The organism is Rhodococcus sp. UFZ-B548, assembly GCF_903819475.1.
GTDB classification, from domain to species: domain Bacteria; phylum Actinomycetota; class Actinomycetes; order Mycobacteriales; family Mycobacteriaceae; genus Rhodococcus_F; species Rhodococcus_F erythropolis.
Map to the genome: position 1 here is coordinate 124,326 of NZ_CAIJDS010000013.1, position 15,774 is coordinate 140,099.

Here is a 15,774-nt window from a genome sequence, read left to right on the forward strand (position 1 = left end):
TGTGCAAACATTGCGCTACCACTCAGAAAACGGTCGAATGTGAGCGAAGGACTTCGAAACAAACTCGACGCAGGTTTTTGGCAACTGGTCGACACAACGGTTCGGAACCAAAGTTCGGAATCACTGCTCGGTTCGGAATCACTGTTCGTCAAACGTTCGACATCAACATGGAGGACCTAACAATGAGCGCACCAACCTTCAATACCGCCGCAGACGCACTCATGACGCCCGGACAGGTAGCGGCATTGTTTCATGTCGATCCCAAGACCGTGACCCGCTGGGCACACGCAGGACGACTGGGCTCGCTTCGCACACCAGGAGGACATCGTCGATTCCGTGAGACCGAGGTCATGCAGCTTCTGCGCTCGCTGACCACCGAAGCGGACAACAACTGAGCAACTTCAGCTCACGTCGAAGTACTTGTAGTACCCGACAGATCTTGCAGTACCCGACAGATACAGCACTAGCGCACTGAGCCAAAACGCTTGTCCGCACCACTTCTGGTGAAGCGGGCCGGAGACTGAGTAGGCTCGACTTCAGTTCCCTGAGGAGGTGCGCCGTGTTGTATCTGTTGGCGTTGGTGGGTTTGGTGACATTGATCGTTCTGATGTGGAAGGCGTTCGGGCCCGATCCGTCGACGCGTACCCCAGTGAGCGGCGTACGCGGGCCGGACGACGATCCCGAATTCCTGTGGAATGTGAACCAGCAAACACGACGCAAGCGCACGGAAGGGCCGGACGTACCGCCGACTGACACGTCGACGTAGCGTCCGGGCTCACCCGGCTATCCGATTACCGCCCCGGCAACGCGAACGGGGAGGCAGGAAAGTCCTGCGCAACCACCGCAGCCAACTCCAGCACCGCTTCCCGAGTACCTGGACGCAGCCGGTCCAGATCGATTTCGGCGCCCTCTTCCAAATGCGGATCGAACGGAATCAGTCTCACCGCTCGACAGCGCTGCTCGAAATGCTCGACGACCCGGGGCAGATCAACCTTGCCCGAGCGAGGCCGTACCGCGTTGATGACGGCTACGGACGTGGCGACCAGCCTGCTGTAACCGTGAGCGTCGAGCCAATCAAGTGTTGCGGAGGCGCTACGTGCACCGTCGACGGATCCGGAACTGACGACGATCAACGAATCTGCACCTTCGAGAATGGCCTGCATCGCCGAGTGCATCAATCCGGTGCCGCAGTCGGTCAGAACTATGCTGTAGAACTTCTCGAGCATGTCGACCGTGCGCGTGTAGTCCCCACCGCTGAAGGCCTCTGAAACTGCTGGATCGCTGTCGGAGGCAAGCACTTCGAGCCGGTGTCGATTTTGCGATGTGTAGCCACGGACGTCGCTGTACTTCTCGATGCTGTTCTCGTCGCGCAGCAGGTTTCGCACTGTTGCCGGAGTTTCGAGCGGGATCTTCTGGCTCAGCGTTCCCCGGTCGGGGTTTGCATCGACAGCGACGACGCGATCGCCGCGGATCGAGCCGAACATCGACCCCAGTGTCGCTGTGGTCGTGGTCTTTCCGACGCCGCCTTTGAGACTGAGCACCGCAACCTTGTAGCAGCCCTGCAGCGGCTGGTTGATCTGGCGCGTCAACTCGACGAGGTGCTGCTCTTTTGCACCGTTTCCGAGGTTCACCGATCGGCCGGACAACGTGTACAGCGCCTTGCGCCAGCCACCCACCGGGGCAGGCCGGACAGGCCGCTTGACGAGGAGCGCAGCCGAGAGATCTTGCGCAGTCATCGGGAGAGCGGACTCGAAGCGACTGTCCGGAGCCGAGGTGAGTCCGGTCTGCGGCATCGGAGCGCGAGTAGGTGGCGCCGTCGGCGGGGCCATCGGCACGGCCTGACCATTCTGGAGGGCGTGGCCGTTCTGCACCGGCGCAGCGCCGGGATGACCGAACTGCCGAATCGCGGGATTGGGCGGATGGACGCCGGGCGAAAAAGGTGCCTGCGGGTGCTGGAGCGGTCTCGCGGATCCATGCGCGGTCGGACTGGGCTGCGAATTCTGGACAGGCTGCGGATTCTGGACAGGCATCGGATTCTGGACAGGCTGCGAATTCTGGACAGGCTGCGGAGCGCCAGTTCGCGAATCCGGAACCGACCCAGCACGATTCGTAGGTTCGTAGGTCTGCATCGGCATCGCGGGCGAGGTCGAGAACTGGCCGTTGATCGGGCCGGGCTGTGCTGCCGGATACTGGATGACCGGCGTCTTGGGACCTGGTACCGGCGCCGCCGGAGCCGCTGGGGTCGTCGTCGGCGGCGGAGCGGCGGGTGCACCGGGCGCCTGGCCGGCGACTTGCTGGAGCGGCCCGGAGTCGACCGGGGCCACGAAGAGACTACGAACGTCGCTGGGAACCGAGTCCGATGACGGCTCGGGCGCGGATGCGCGCGGCTCGCGCCGCGTCGGCTCGGCAGGGCGCACCGGCTCCCACAATCCTGCTCCGGCGTCTTCAATCTTGTCGGCCATCTCGCCGCTCCCCCTCGTCGATCCCACAGCTACCAGACAGCTAGTAATTCGCCAAGCTGCATCGTAACTGTTGCCCGCCCCTGACGTACCTACCGGTAATACCTACAGACCGGTCGGCAGCCACCCACGGTACCTCGAGAGGATCAGGTGAGTCCCGCGTAGGAGTGCAAGCCGGAGACGACCATGTTGATGATGAAGAGATTGAACAGCATCGCAACAAAACCGGCGATGTTGATCCAGGCGGCCTTCGTCTCCCGCCACCCGGACGTTGCCCTCGCATGCAGGTAGGCCGCGTAGATCACCCAGGCGATGAAGGACATCGTCTCCTTCGGATCCCAACCCCAGAAGCGTCCCCACGCAGCTTCCGCCCAGATGGCACCGAGGATGACGCCGGCGCCGAACAGCGGAAACGCGATGATCGTGCTCTTGTATGCCAAGCGGTCGAGCGTCTGGGCGTCCGGCAGTCGCTCCGCGATCCGGCCGCCGATGCTCGTGCCTTCGTCACCGGGCGGGAACTTCAGTCGCAACAGGAACAGGAGGCTGGCGATACCGCCGATCATGAAGATGCCGGAGCCGACGCTGACGATCGTCACGTGAATCGGCAGCCAGTACGAGCGCAGCGCCGGCACCACGGGAGCCGCGTCGGCGTAGAGGACTGTGCCGGCGAGGAACATCAAGATCAGAACCGGTACCAGCAGGAAGACCCACATCGGACGGTACGCCGGCTTGATCAGCAGGACGTGCCCGACCAGCAACGACGCCGCACACGCCATCGCCACGAATTCGTACATGTTGCCGAGTGGGAATCGTTCCGTCGCAAATCCGCGGAGCACGATCGACGCGATGATCAGTACCGTTCCGACAACCAAGACAGCTCGGCCCATTCCGCCGAATCGCTCCGAGAGCGACTTGGTCGGAGTCTCCGCGACCCTGCCAGGCACGGACGCGTCGACACCGCCGGCGGAGACCAGTTCCTTGTCCTGAACCGCCTTGGCTCTGGCCGACGCGTACTGCACGATGAGCAGCACAAACGCCAGCACGAGCACGGTGAAGGCGGACTTGAAGGCCCAGTCGCTGTACTGCGCGAGTGTCTCGTTGGTTGTCATCGGGCATTCTCCTGCGCGTGCGGTTGGTTCACCGCGGTGGTCGGATTGCTTTTCAGCAAGCGGTCGGCGAGGCGGTCGAACTCGTCGCCCCAGCCTGCGTGGTCGGTGCGGGCAAGCCCACCAAGTTCTACTACAGTACGTCGTTCGTCATCTGGATAGATACGTGCCCAGACGCGGCGACGCTTGATCACGAGCGAGACGAGTAGCCCCGCCATCATCGTCAACGCTGAAACCAGTACCCACACCTGAGCGGGATCGTGGGAGACCTGCAGGTTGACGAAGTCGACGGCACCATCGAATCGCACCTGAGTTCCGTCGGCAAGCGTCGCGCTCTCACCCGGGAACAGATTGACTCGGTCCTGCTTGACCAGCCGGCCCTGATTGATCAGTTCGGTGTTGAGTTCGAACAGCGATTGCGGGTTACCGGTATCGAGTCCGGTATCACCCTTGTAGATGTCGATGGCGACTGCCGGATCGTTCATCGCCGGGTAACTCGACGACAGCAGGTTGCCGTGGAACAGCGCTGTGGGCGCGAACAATCCTTCGATGGCAATCTGGTTCTTCCGGCGCTCGTCCGTATCGGGATACATGCCGCCCGGCGGGTCGAAACGCATCGCGCCACTACTCAGGAACGTCGTGGCGTCGTCCGGACGCCACTGGAGCGTCTCGGTGCGGGTCTCACCGTTCGGGAACGTGACGGTGAATGTCGGCGCGTATCCGTGTCCCTGCAGGTACACACGATCGCCGGCGATCCGCAGCGGGTGGTTCACCTGGATGGTCGTGTCCCGCCAGGTATCGGACTCGAGGTCGTCGCCTGCCTGGTACGAGATGTCCGAGGTGAACATCTCGGCCTGACCGGTCTCGAGGTAGTCGGCCTGGAAATTCTTCACACGGACACACAGCGGAGTCATGCCGGTGCCGTCGAGGCTCAGGCCCGCGACGAACGAGTCGAACACTGCCGGCGAAGTCGTGCAGAATCCGGGGCCGTCGTTGGCGATGACGATGCGATTGCCCTCGTAGCCGAACAACTTGCCCGCGGCAATCGCGATCAACAATCCGACCAGGGACAGGTGGAACACGAGGTTGCCGAATTCGCGGAGGTATCCCTTCTCCGCCGAGATGGTGATCTCGCCTTCGCGTCGTGATTTCGTATCGCCGCGACGCGTTTCGACGCGCCACCCACGCAGTTCTTTCGACACCCGGGCAGCAAGTTCGTCGGGAGTCTCGCCGTCGACGACGCTCTGGGTGTGGTGCGGCAGGCGAGCAAGATTGCGCGGCGCATTCACCGGACGGGTGCGCAGCGCCTTCGCGTGCTCCACGCAACGCGGCAGGATGCAGCCGACCAGCGAGATGAAGAGCAAAGCGTAGATCGCGGTGAACCAGAAGCTGCTGAACACGTCGAACAGTTCGAGGCGGTCCATCCACGGACCGAGCGTCGGACGCGCGGCGATGTAGTCGGCGACCTTGCCCTCGTTGAGGGTTCGCTGTGGCAGCAGGGCACCGGGGATCGCAGCGAGTGCGAGGAGGAACAGCAGAACCAGTGCGGTCCGCATCGAGGTGAGCCCGCGCCAGGTGTTGCGCCCGAGTGCAACGATTCGACCGATCACCGACTGCTTCGGCAGCACGGGTGTCGGGTTGTCGTTATTGTCGTCAGCTGTCATATCGGCAGCGTCACCTCCGAGATAAATGCGTCGCGAACCCAGCCGACGAACTGGTCCCACGCGCCTGTGACGAGGGCGATTCCCACTGCCACCAACATGATTCCGCCGAAAATTTGAATGGTGCGTGCATTACGACGCAACCAGCCGACGCCGGTCAGCGCACGCGCCGATCCCAGCGCCAAGATGATGAACGGCAGGCCGAGTCCGATGCAGTACGCGACGATCAAGGTGACACCGCGCGCGGCGGTCATCCCGTCGGTTCCCGCGGCTACGGACATCACGCCTGCCAACGTCGGCCCGAGGCATGGCGTCCACCCCAGCGCGAACACTCCCCCGAGCAGCGGCGCCCCCACCAGCGACGACACACGACGCGGTTCGAAACGGACGTCTTTCTGCAGCGCCGGGATGAGTCCGATGAACACCAGGCCCATCGCGATCGTGACCACACCGCCCACGCGCATCAGGACCTCGCGGTTGACGAGCAGAGTCGAGATCACGCCAAACACCGACGCGGTCGCGAGAACGAAGACGACGGTGAAGCCGGCGACGAACAGTCCGGCCGCACCGGCGACCCTCAGGCGGCTGCTCCGGGTGATCGTCCGGGTCCTCGCCTCGTCCGCGGTGATCGCGGGGGCGTCGGCACCGACGACGCCGGCCAGGTAGGACAGGTAGCCGGGAACGAGCGGCACGACGCACGGTGAAGCGAACGACACCAGACCGGCGAGCACACAGGCGCCGAGGGCCAGCAGAAGCGGACCGGACGACGCCGCGTTCTGAAACGCTTCGCCCACACCGGCACTCAGTGTGTCGCTGCCTGCCAGCAGCGTGGTGGTCGTGGTTGTCATCTTTACTGCGCGTCTTCCTGAGCTACTCGCTGGACGACGGGCAGCAAATCCTCGGCGAGAAGTTCTTGGAGGAACACCGCGGCGACGCGATGCTGGCGGTCCAGGACGATCGTCGTCGGAATGACCGACGTGGGGTAGCCGTCACCGAGGGCGATCAGCGAACGCATCGACGGGTCGTAGATCGACGGGTACGAGACCTTGTTGTCGACCACGAAGTCCTGCGCTTTGTTCTTGGTGTCGTCGCGGACGTTGATGCCGAGGAACTGCACGCCCGAATCCTTGGTCTGCTCGTAGACCTGTTCCAGGTCGTCGGCTTCGGCGCGGCACGGCCCGCACCACTGACCCCAGACGTTGAGGACGACGACCTTGCCCTCGAAGTCGTCGACGCCGACCTTCTGACCTTCGTTCATCAGATCGGGCCCGGAGAGCTTGCCGATGGTGCCTCGGTCGGACGGTGGATCGTAGAAGATCTTGGTCTGCCCGCCCGGTGAGACGAAGTCGAAAGTTCCGCCCTGTGCGACGGCGTCATCGCCGGTCGCGCAGGACGAGAGAAGAAGCATCGCCGACGCAGCGGCTGCGAATGCTGCGGCGATGCGGCGCGAAATCATGCTCCTGTCACTCTCGGGTCGGAGGCACCGGCAGGTTCGGAGTAGACGATGTCGACCAGGGTGTCGCCTTCGTAGACCAGTGAGGTCAACGAGGCCAGTCCACACTGACGGTGACGGGGATCGTGCCAGAGACGCTCGCCCTGCAGGAATCGACGCAGTGTCCAGACCGGAAGCTGATGGCTGACGACGACGGCTTCGTGTCCGACTGCCGCGACGCGTGCGGCGTTGACGGCTGCGAGCATGCGATGAGCGATCTGCAGGTAGGGCTCGCCCCAGGACGGGGTGAACGGGTCACGCAATTTCCACCAGTGACGCGGACGTGAGAGCGCACCGTCCCCGACGGCAACCTTGAGACCCTCGAACTCGTTGCCTGCCTCGATGAGGTTTTCGTCGGTGACGATGTCGAGCTTGTGTGCCTCGGCGATCGGCGTCGCGGTCTCTTGTGCGCGCTGCAGCGGCGACGCGACCACGTGGGTGATGTCGTGATCGGCGAGCACCGACGCGACCGCACGAGCCTGGGCTTCGCCCGCCACCGACAACCGGAAGCCCGGGAGCCGTCCGTAGAGGATCCCGCGCGGGTTGTGAACTTCGCCGTGGCGAAGGACGTGGACGATGGTGCGGGTGGACGTGTGGTCGGGGTGATCGGCGTCGGTCACAGTCGAGGGTCCTCGCTGAAGAAGATGGATGTCGGAAGCGTGCGGTTGTTGCTCGAGCTTGAACGTGTCAGGGCTTGACGGCAGCAGCTGCGGCCTTGGCGGCGTGCGGCATGGCGTCGGCGATGATCGAGAATGCTCGATCGTCGAGTGCAGCGGAGACGAACCACGCTTCGAACGCGCTCGGCGGCGGGTACACGCCGCGGGAGAGCAACGCGTGGAAGAAGGCGGGGAATCGCCAGGTCTGCGCGGCTTTGGCTTCGTCGTAGTTGGTCACCGTGTTCTCGGTGAAGAACACGCTCACCAAGGTTCCGGCGTACTGCACACGGTGTTCGACGCCTTCGGCGGTGAGGGCTTGGGTCATGAGGTCGCCGAGGGCGGTCGCGTTCCGGCCGAGCTTGGCGTACACCTCGGCGTCGGCGGCGCGCAGACTCGCGAGTCCGGCGGCGACGGCCACTGGGTTACCCGAGAGGGTGCCGGCCTGGTAGACGGGACCGTCCGGCGCGAGGTGACCCATGATGTCGGCGCGGCCGCCGAATGCTGCGGCAGGCAGGCCGCCGCTCATGACCTTGCCGAAGGTGTAGAGGTCGCCTGCGACGTTGTCGATGCCGTACCAACCCGAGGTGCTGACGCGGAATCCCGTCATCACCTCGTCCATGATCAGGAGTGCGCCGTGCTCACGGGTGAGACGACGCAGACCCTCGTTGAAACCGGGAAGCGGTGCGACGGCGCCCATGTTTCCGGCGGCAGCTTCGGTGATGACGCACGCGATGGCGCCGGGGTTGGCGGCGAACGCCGCGGCGACTGCATCTAGATCGTTGTAGCGGACGACGATGGTGTCTTCGGCTTGAGCGCCGGTCACGCCGGGCGAGGTCGGCAGCCCGAACGTCGCGAGGCCCGATCCGGCGTCGGCGAGAAGGGCGTCGACGTGGCCGTGGTAGCAACCGGAGAACTTGATGATCTTGGTGCGTCCGGTGAATCCGCGGGCGAGGCGGACTGCGCTCATCGTGGCTTCGGTTCCGGAGTTGACCAGGCGAACCTTTTCCACGGGCGCGACGCGGGCGACGATTTCCTCGGCGAGGGCAACTTCGCCTTCGGTCGGCGCACCGAAGGAGAGACCGCCGAGCGCTGCTTCGCGAACGGCTTCGACGACTGCCGGGTGAGCGTGCCCGAGAATCATCGGACCCCAGGACGACACCAGGTCGACGTAGTTGTTTCCGTCGACGTCGGTGAGGGTGTAGCCGGATGCTTCGCGAATGAATCGCGGTGTTCCGCCGACCGAACCGAACGCGCGGACGGGCGAGTTGACGCCACCCGGAATCACGTTGCCGGCACGTTCGAAGAGCCGAGCGGAGTTCGTTGCATGCACGTCGGGATCACCGGAAGACACAGTCACGGCTTCCAGTGTCCCAGTTCTGTCGAATCTGACAACGACAGGGTGTAGGACTTCGGTGCTCGAGGCGAGTTTTCCGGTCGAACCGGGCCCCACGTGAGACGATTCCGAGCATGAAGCGACTGTTGACGACGCTGATGGTCTCGGCTGCGATTCTTCTCACATCGTGTGGTTCGGACGCTTCGAACGACGACAAGGCGACAGTTTCGTCGCCGCCGAACGCCACAGACTCGGCTCGAACCACCGCGGCAACGAGCACCGACCCGGCGTTTCTCGGCGGGTGTTCGGCAGTGTCCGTCTACGTTCAGCAGCGTGTTCAGAGCGGCGACACGTCGACACAGACAGCGGGCGCCGACTTCCTGAAGATCGTCGAGAACGACCCTTCGTACCAGGCTATGTCCGAGAGCGAGAAGGAACTCTTCCGCCAAGGAATCGAAGCGGGTGCCGCGGGCTCCTGCTGAATGTGAGGTTGGGATCGAACCGGGTTGCCCGCGGTGCGCTACGCGCTATCGTCGGTTCCATGGCCACCACAGCGGACCACCTCAGGACAACACTCGACGGACGCTGGCGGGAGGTGCGTGAGCGCGTTCGCGGCGAATTGAACGACGAACGTTTTGCTCCGCACTACACACCCAACACCGCCATTGCGCGCTCCAAGGCTCTCGAACAGATGCGGGTCCTCGCCGATCTCGGCTACGCCGCAAACGGTTTCGCGGTCTCTCACGGCGGAACGGGCGACGCGGGTGGCGCCGTCACCAGCATCGAGATGCTCGCGATGTCCGACCTCTCACTGATGGTCAAGGCCGGCGTGCAGTGGGGACTGTTCGGCGGCGCCATCGAAAACCTCGGCACCGAGCGTCACCACCAGGCGTACGTCAAGCCGCTGATCGACCTGGACCTGCTCGGTTGCTTTGCGATGACCGAGACCGGTCACGGCAGCGACGTCCAGGAACTCGAAACCACGGCAACCTACGACGTCGAGACGGGCGAGTTCGTCGTCAACTCCCCCACTCCGTCTTCTCGCAAGGACTACATCGGCGGCGCTGCCCAGCACGCCACTGTCGCGGCAGTGTTCGCACAGCTGATCACCGGAGGCGAAAGCCAGGGCGTCCACTGCTTTGTCGTGCCGATTCGTGACGACGCCGGCAACGACCTCCCCGGAGTGACGACGTCCGACTGCGGGCTCAAGGGTGGACTGCCCGGAGTCGACAACGGCCGCATCGTCTTCGACCAGGTCCGCATCCCGCGTGAGAACCTGCTCAACCGTTACGCCGACGTCGCCGAGGACGGCACGTACACTTCGGCGATCGAGAACCCGAACCGTCGGTTCTTCACGATGGTCGGCACATTGGTTCGTGGACGTGTCACCGTCGGTGGTTCGGCGGCAGCGGCCGCCCGCGTGGGATTGGCCATTGCCGGTCGATATGCCCTGCAGCGCAGGCAGTTCAGTGCTCCGAAGAGTGACGACGAGGTCCTGATCATGGACTACCTCGTCCATCAGAAGCGTCTGCTGCCGTTGATCGCCCGCTCGTACGCTCTGCAGTTCGCACAGAACGAACTCGTCGCCGCGATGCACGACATCCAGAGCAGCGACGACCCGGATCCGCAGGAGCAGCGCGAACTCGAAGGTCGCGCCGCCGGACTCAAGGCCGCCAACACGTGGCATGCCACCCGGGCAATCCAAGAAGCACGCGAAGCCTGTGGTGGCGCAGGCTATCTCGCCGAGAACCGCCTCACCGCACTCAAGGCTGACACCGACGTCTTCACCACGTTCGAGGGTGACAACCACGTTCTGACGCAGTTGGTCGCAAAAGAACTCCTCACCTCGTACGCCGACGAAGTCCGCGGCATGAGCCCGGTCGACTGGATGCGGTTCGCGGCAACGACGGTCTCCGACGTGGTCAAGAAGCGCACGGCGGCGCAGCAGATCCTGCAGACGATCGTCGACACTCGCCAGGACAACGAAGAGGACGGCAGCCTCTTCAACCGCGGCACCCAGATGAAGATGTTCGAGGACCGCGAGGAGTACCTACTCGCCACTGCGGCAAGGCGATTGCAGGCAGCGCAGAAGCGCGAGGAGAACCCGTTCGACGCGTTCAACTTCGTGCAGGACCACGTACTCAAAGCCGCTCAGGCGCACATCGAGCGCGTCATCCTGGAAGCATTCGTCGCCGGCATCGACTCGTGTGAGGACGAGACCGCAAAGGAACTCTTCGGCGAGGTGTGCGACCTCTACGCACTGTCCGTCATCGAGGAGGACAAGGCCTGGTTCATGGAGCACCGGCATCTGTCGGTGGAGCGTTCGAAGGCCGTGACGCGCGGGATCAACGAGCGGTGCCGCACCCTGCGTCCCCACGTCGAGACGCTGATCGACGGGTTCGGCATTCCGGACATCCTGCTGGGGTCCGCGATGCTCGACGGACCGGGCACGGACGCGGTACGGCTGAAGTAAAGGGTTCGGGTGGGGTCGGCAGTCGCCGGCCCCACCACATTTATTGCGCTGCCGTCTTTTTCGACTGCCGAGAGGCAAGCAGTCCGGTCAGGCCGAGTGCCGCGACCAGCCAGATACCCAGAACGAGCAGGTGCGGTCCGGCGCCGTTCCCATCGAAGTAGATGACGGAGCGGATGGGCTCCATGGCCGCTGATCCGAGCCAGAACGAATGGATGTGCTGCCAGAATCCGGGCAGGAACGACACCGGAATGGCACCACCCGAACTCGGGAAGTTGATGAAGACGAGCACCGTCAGCACCGCGAAGATCGCGGCTTGGCCGAGCAGTCGATTGAGCAGGATGCTCACCGCACCGACGGTGAACGTGTAGAGCATCGAGATCCCCAGCAGTTGCAGGATCTGACCGACCGACGCCCCGAAGGCGTGCATGAAGATGCTGGTGATTCCGAAGGCTATGAGCGGGGTGAGTATCGCCGCACCGGCCAGGATCGAATACTGCTCTCGCAGCCGCATTCTCGGCGCAACCTGACTGAGCACCGTGATGGTCAGGTAGCCACCGAGGGTGCAGACGATCAGGAAGTAGAAGAGCCCGACGGTCGAGGAGTCGCGCGCCGTGACGGGCGCCGAGTCGATCACCGTGACCTGCTGCCCCGTCTGCTCCGCGACGGAATGCGCCAAGCTGATCACCACGGAAACCGTCGAGGCGCCCGCACCGGTGGCGATATGTGCGGTCACGGTGTCACCGATCTCGACGGCGCCGATAGCGTCACGGTTGTCGATGCGCGAGATCGCGTCAGCCGAGTTCTCTGTGGCGACGAGGTCGAATTTGTCGCCAGACGTGGCTTCGATTCCCTCGATCAACGACGCCGTCACAGATGCTGGACCAACCACCACGATCGGTGCCTGGTTCGGCATCGGCGAGTGGAACGCGCTGACGTAACACAGGCAGAACATGATGACGAAGAACAGCGGAAACGCGAGTCCACTGCCCACCATCTTCCAGTTGGTCGGCGGATCGACGACCTCTTCACTGGGAACGCGGACATCGGTATCTATCATATTTCACACTCTCTTCACTAACCGCATCTAGCTGTCAACACCGTTGACAGACTCAACAGTCAACACTGTTGACACGTTAGAGTCAACGCCGTTGACAACGAGGTCGGCGAGCGAGCACAGAGGTCGATGTCGTGACATCCACGAAGCACACACCAGAGCAGGAACAGCCCTCGACGTCCGAGGCGATTCGCGCCGCAGCGTTCCAACTATTCGGTGAGCACGGGTTCGGCGGCACGTCAGTTCGCGCCATCGCCAAAGTTGCCGGAATCGATCCGGCCCTGGTCATCCGGCATTTCGGGTCGAAGGAAGCGCTGTTCCTGGAAACCACTCCGGTTGCGGACTACTTCGAAGGTCAGTTCGACGGCCCACTCGACACCCTCGGTGAGCGGATCGCAGTCTTCGTCCTGGGCAAGGCCGACGCCCGGATGCTGTCGGTGTACACAGCGCTCACGCGAGCGTCGGACAGTCCACGCATCCGGGAGCGACTGCGCGAGATGACAGGCACGTTTGCCACCAATCTCGCCGCTCGCCTCGACGGCGAAGACGCGTACACCCGCGCACTCCTGGTCTCCGCCCAGGTGTCCGGCCTGTTGAGCGTCCTCAGCGACGAGAGCATCCCCCAGTCCGCAGATCGCGACGAGTTGTCAAAACTCTACGGCCGGGCGATGCAGACGCTGATCGATCAGTACTGAGTGATGACCTCCTCGGCAAACCGCCGAATGGAGTCGAGTCGCCCCTGACGATCACCGGCGTCAACTCCGTAGCGATACCAGGGCAACACTCTGATTTCCGTGACTCCGAGAGTCTCGAGTTCGCGATATCCGTCCAGCTCACGAACATCCGTCGGCGAGACGTTGACGCCGAAAGGAACATCGGCACGACCGTACTCGACCCGCAATTCCGTGAGGCGATCGATAGCGCAGGCTAATTCGGCTTTGGTCGTGTTCACCGACATCCAACCGTCAGCCAGCCTGGCTGCACGACGCAACCCCGGTTCGCTGTGCCCACCGATGTAGATCGGAACCGGAATCTCCGGAGCCGGACTGATCATCAGAGCGTCGAAATCGTAGTGCTTGCCGTGGTATTCGACCCATTCCGGTCCACGTCCCGCACACACCGCCTTGATGATCTCGATGGCTTCGTCGGTACGCGCACCGCGGGTGCGCATCTCGGTCCCGGTGAAGGTGAATTCCTCGGGAATCCAGGACAAACCGACGCCGAGAGCGACGCGGTTTCGCGACATCACGGCCATGGTCGATACCTGCTTGGCCGTCAACAGCGGATCGCGCAGTGGAAGTTTGAACACATTGGTGTAAAACCGAATTCGCGACGTGACGGCTGCCATTGCCGTCATCGCAATGAACGGATCGGGCATCGGCGTCTCGGGTGCCCACATCCGCTTGCCGTCAGCGGTGTACGGATACGGAGCCGACACCTGCTCCGGATAGAACACGGAATCCGGCATCGCGATTCCGTCGAACCCCACCTCTTCGGCGACCTGCGCCAACTCGCACAGTTCCAGGGCGTCGATCATCGCACCGGCCAAGGACCACTTCATCGTTCCACCGTTTCGCCGTTAGGCGAGATCCAAGCGCCGCCCAAGAACATGATGTCGGTGATGTTGCGAACGACGCCGTGAACGTTGCCGTCCCATGCGGTCAACACCGACGCCGGCCCCCAGATCACGTAAGGCGCAGTCGCGTTGGCGTACTCCTGCACCTTGCTGATCGCCTCACGGACAGCATCGTCCGTCGGCGCCGTCTGCACAGCTGTGATCAGTGCGTCCATCTCCGGGTCCGCGAAGCCGGACGGGTTGTTCTTCGAATCACTGGCCATACTGTTGTACAAATTGAGGTACGGCGCTTCTTCTCCGACCGGAGCGCCACCTCTGGTCATGTCGAAATCGTGGTCCTTGTATACCCGTCGAACCAGATCGGTCACATCGGTCGCGTAGTCGATGGTGACGTCGAAACCGATCGCGTTCAGCGACGCCTGAACCGTCAGTGCCGTCGCCTGTTGGCTCGGCTCCGAGGTGGTGAGGTAGCGGAGTTTCCCGTCGTACCCGTCGGACTTCGCTTGATCGAGCAGCGCCTTTGCCTTCACCTGATCGAACGGAATGCCTGCTGTGTTGTTGTACCAACGTGACGTCTGCGGGACCAGTTCGGAACTGGCGGTGCCCAATCCGTTGTTCGCCCGGGTATTGACCGCCGCCGGATCCACCCCGTAGGCGATCGCCTGACGGACGCGAACATCGGCCCCGGGCTTGCCCTCACGGTTGTTGATCGTGCCGATCCCGTTCTGTCCGGTCGGACTGAGGTAACCCGAGTATCCGTCGTCGAGAGCTTGTTCGATCACGGCCTCGTCGCGGAGGATGTACGTCATGTCGATCTGGCCGCTCTTCAACGATTCGTACTGAGACTGCGCACCCGACGTGGGAACAAACCGCACTGTGTCCAGTGGAGGTTTACCGCCCTGATAATCCGTGCGTGCGGCGAGTACCAGTTCTTCGTGCGGGGCGAACTTGGCCAAGGTGAACGGACCCGCCCCGATCGGTGTGAACGCTCCCTCCCCGGTTCCTGAAACCGACCCTGCCTCTCCCCCTGAACTTCGCGCAACGATCATTCCGGGCCCGAGCGACAACAGCGCCGGGAATTGACGCCAGGGCCGCTCGAGCACGAATTCGACTGTGGTGGCGTCGGGCGTCTCTATCCGGTCCACGATGTTGAGCCAGGTCTGCGATACATCACCCTTGCCTGCCACGAATCGATCGATACTCCACTTGACTGCTTCCGCGTCGAGCGGACTTCCGTCGCTGAAGGTGAGGCCATCAGCCAAAGTGACGGTGTACGAAGTGAAGTCGCTGTTGTTCGACAGTGTCTTCGCGAGTTGTGGCACGAAGCTCCCGTTTGTGGAGTCGCTGCGTACCAACGTGTCGTAAATCGCGGCCATTTCGGTTCCGCCGGTCGAACCGGCGGCTTGCGTTCTCGTGGGGTCCAACGAGGAAGGGAACGAATAGGACCCGAAGGTGAGAACACCGCCGTCGATCCGCTCCCCCACATCTGGGGCGCCCACAAAACCAGCTGCGCCACTACTGCTCGGTGAAGCCGATCCCGAGTTGTCCCCACTGCTCGACGCGCAGCCGGCCAACATCAATGCACCGGCGAGCCCGAGCGCGACAAAGCGAGGGCCGAACCTAATCTTCTTGGTGTACATACGTTCCCAATCTCCGTCAGCGTGTCAGATCTTGACTACCTTCGACGTCGGGATCGGGTGCGAGTCCGCCTTGATCCAGCGCAGCGCCCATGTGCCCTCGGCATGCGAATCGGTGTCGATCCAGTTGCCGTAACCCGGATCCTTCGCCGCTACGACGATTGTCATGGTGCCGTCGTCGTTGAGCTTCGCGGTGTGATTGTTGATGTAGATGTTCGTGCGGTTGTAGTCGAGAGACTCGACCCAGAAGTTCTGCAGCACGAAGTTGAAGTTTATCTCTAGCGCCGCATCAGGATGAAGGCACGGTAGGCACGGCGTGTCGGTCGC

15 protein-coding genes and 1 pseudogene are annotated in these 15,774 nt (G+C 63.2%); 5 read left to right on the plus strand and 11 right to left on the minus strand.

Going from position 1 to position 15,774, the window contains the following annotated elements:
* Positions 1-182: 182 nt before the first annotated feature.
* Positions 183-395, plus strand: coding sequence for a BldC family transcriptional regulator (locus H7C86_RS14230; protein ID WP_003942029.1), 213 nt, complete (start codon positions 183-185; stop codon positions 393-395).
* Positions 396-559: 164 nt separating this feature from the next.
* On the plus strand, positions 560-766 hold the full coding sequence (locus tag H7C86_RS14235) for a hypothetical protein (protein ID WP_019744349.1): 207 nt from the start codon (positions 560-562) through the stop codon (positions 764-766).
* Between the two features lie 25 nt (positions 767-791).
* On the opposite strand, the gene H7C86_RS14240 is transcribed toward H7C86_RS14235, so the two are convergent.
* From H7C86_RS14240 to hemL, 7 genes are all read right to left on the minus strand, one after another.
* Positions 792-2,135 carry an AAA family ATPase gene (locus H7C86_RS14240; RefSeq protein WP_372461247.1) on the minus strand — a complete coding sequence of 448 codons (1,344 nt, stop codon included), beginning with the start codon at positions 2,133-2,135 and terminating at the stop codon, positions 792-794.
* A gap of 470 nt (positions 2,136-2,605) precedes the next feature.
* Positions 2,606-3,568, minus strand: coding sequence for a c-type cytochrome biogenesis protein CcsB (ccsB, locus tag H7C86_RS14245; protein ID WP_182261706.1), 963 nt, complete (start codon positions 3,566-3,568; stop codon positions 2,606-2,608).
* Positions 3,565-5,229: a cytochrome c biogenesis protein ResB gene (locus H7C86_RS14250; RefSeq protein ID WP_182261707.1), complete on the minus strand. Its 1,665-nt coding sequence runs from the start codon at positions 5,227-5,229 to the stop codon at positions 3,565-3,567. Before H7C86_RS14250 ends, ccsB begins: the two co-directional genes overlap by 4 nt.
* Positions 5,226-6,074 carry a cytochrome c biogenesis CcdA family protein gene (locus H7C86_RS14255; protein WP_003941906.1) on the minus strand — a complete coding sequence of 283 codons (849 nt, stop codon included), beginning with the start codon at positions 6,072-6,074 and terminating at the stop codon, positions 5,226-5,228. Before H7C86_RS14255 ends, H7C86_RS14250 begins: the two co-directional genes overlap by 4 nt.
* A gap of 2 nt (positions 6,075-6,076) precedes the next feature.
* Positions 6,077-6,682, minus strand: coding sequence for a TlpA disulfide reductase family protein (locus H7C86_RS14260; protein ID WP_003942071.1), 606 nt, complete (start codon positions 6,680-6,682; stop codon positions 6,077-6,079).
* Positions 6,679-7,338, minus strand: a complete 660-nt coding sequence (locus H7C86_RS14265) for a histidine phosphatase family protein (RefSeq protein WP_003941868.1) — start codon at positions 7,336-7,338, stop codon at positions 6,679-6,681. Before H7C86_RS14265 ends, H7C86_RS14260 begins: the two co-directional genes overlap by 4 nt.
* Before the next feature lie 67 nt (positions 7,339-7,405).
* The gene (hemL, locus tag H7C86_RS14270; protein ID WP_046379831.1) at positions 7,406-8,731 is read right to left on the minus strand and encodes a glutamate-1-semialdehyde 2,1-aminomutase; all 1,326 of its coding nucleotides are present in this window, start codon (positions 8,729-8,731) and stop codon (positions 7,406-7,408) included.
* A gap of 110 nt (positions 8,732-8,841) precedes the next feature.
* Between hemL and H7C86_RS14275 the strand changes: the two genes are divergently transcribed.
* Both H7C86_RS14275 and H7C86_RS14280 read left to right on the plus strand, forming a co-directional pair.
* A complete protein-coding gene (locus H7C86_RS14275) occupies positions 8,842-9,189 on the plus strand; it encodes a hypothetical protein (RefSeq protein ID WP_046378214.1) in 348 nt (115 codons plus the stop codon).
* Positions 9,190-9,248: 59 nt separating this feature from the next.
* Complete coding sequence (locus H7C86_RS14280; protein WP_046379830.1) at positions 9,249-11,180, plus strand: acyl-CoA dehydrogenase; 1,932 nt, start codon at positions 9,249-9,251, stop codon at positions 11,178-11,180.
* Between the two features lie 40 nt (positions 11,181-11,220).
* Here H7C86_RS14280 and H7C86_RS14285 read toward each other — a convergent pair whose 3' ends face one another.
* The gene (locus H7C86_RS14285) at positions 11,221-12,237 is read right to left on the minus strand and encodes a hypothetical protein (protein ID WP_182261708.1); all 1,017 of its coding nucleotides are present in this window, start codon (positions 12,235-12,237) and stop codon (positions 11,221-11,223) included.
* A gap of 131 nt (positions 12,238-12,368) precedes the next feature.
* Here H7C86_RS14285 and H7C86_RS14290 point away from each other — a divergent pair, with 131 nt between their 5' ends.
* Positions 12,369-12,929, plus strand: a complete 561-nt coding sequence (locus H7C86_RS14290; RefSeq protein ID WP_021333934.1) for a TetR/AcrR family transcriptional regulator — start codon at positions 12,369-12,371, stop codon at positions 12,927-12,929.
* Here the strand turns inward: H7C86_RS14290 and H7C86_RS14295 are convergent.
* The 3 genes and pseudogenes from H7C86_RS14295 to H7C86_RS14305 form a co-directional block, all read right to left on the minus strand.
* A complete protein-coding gene (locus H7C86_RS14295) occupies positions 12,920-13,795 on the minus strand; it encodes a TIGR03619 family F420-dependent LLM class oxidoreductase (protein WP_182261709.1) in 876 nt (291 codons plus the stop codon). The genes H7C86_RS14290 and H7C86_RS14295 overlap by 10 nt on opposite strands.
* On the minus strand, positions 13,792-15,450 hold the full coding sequence (locus H7C86_RS14300) for an ABC transporter substrate-binding protein (RefSeq protein WP_182261710.1): 1,659 nt from the start codon (positions 15,448-15,450) through the stop codon (positions 13,792-13,794). Before H7C86_RS14300 ends, H7C86_RS14295 begins: the two co-directional genes overlap by 4 nt.
* Positions 15,451-15,474: 24 nt before the next feature.
* Positions 15,475-15,774: pseudogene (locus H7C86_RS14305) on the minus strand (hypothetical protein); the annotation flags it as partial.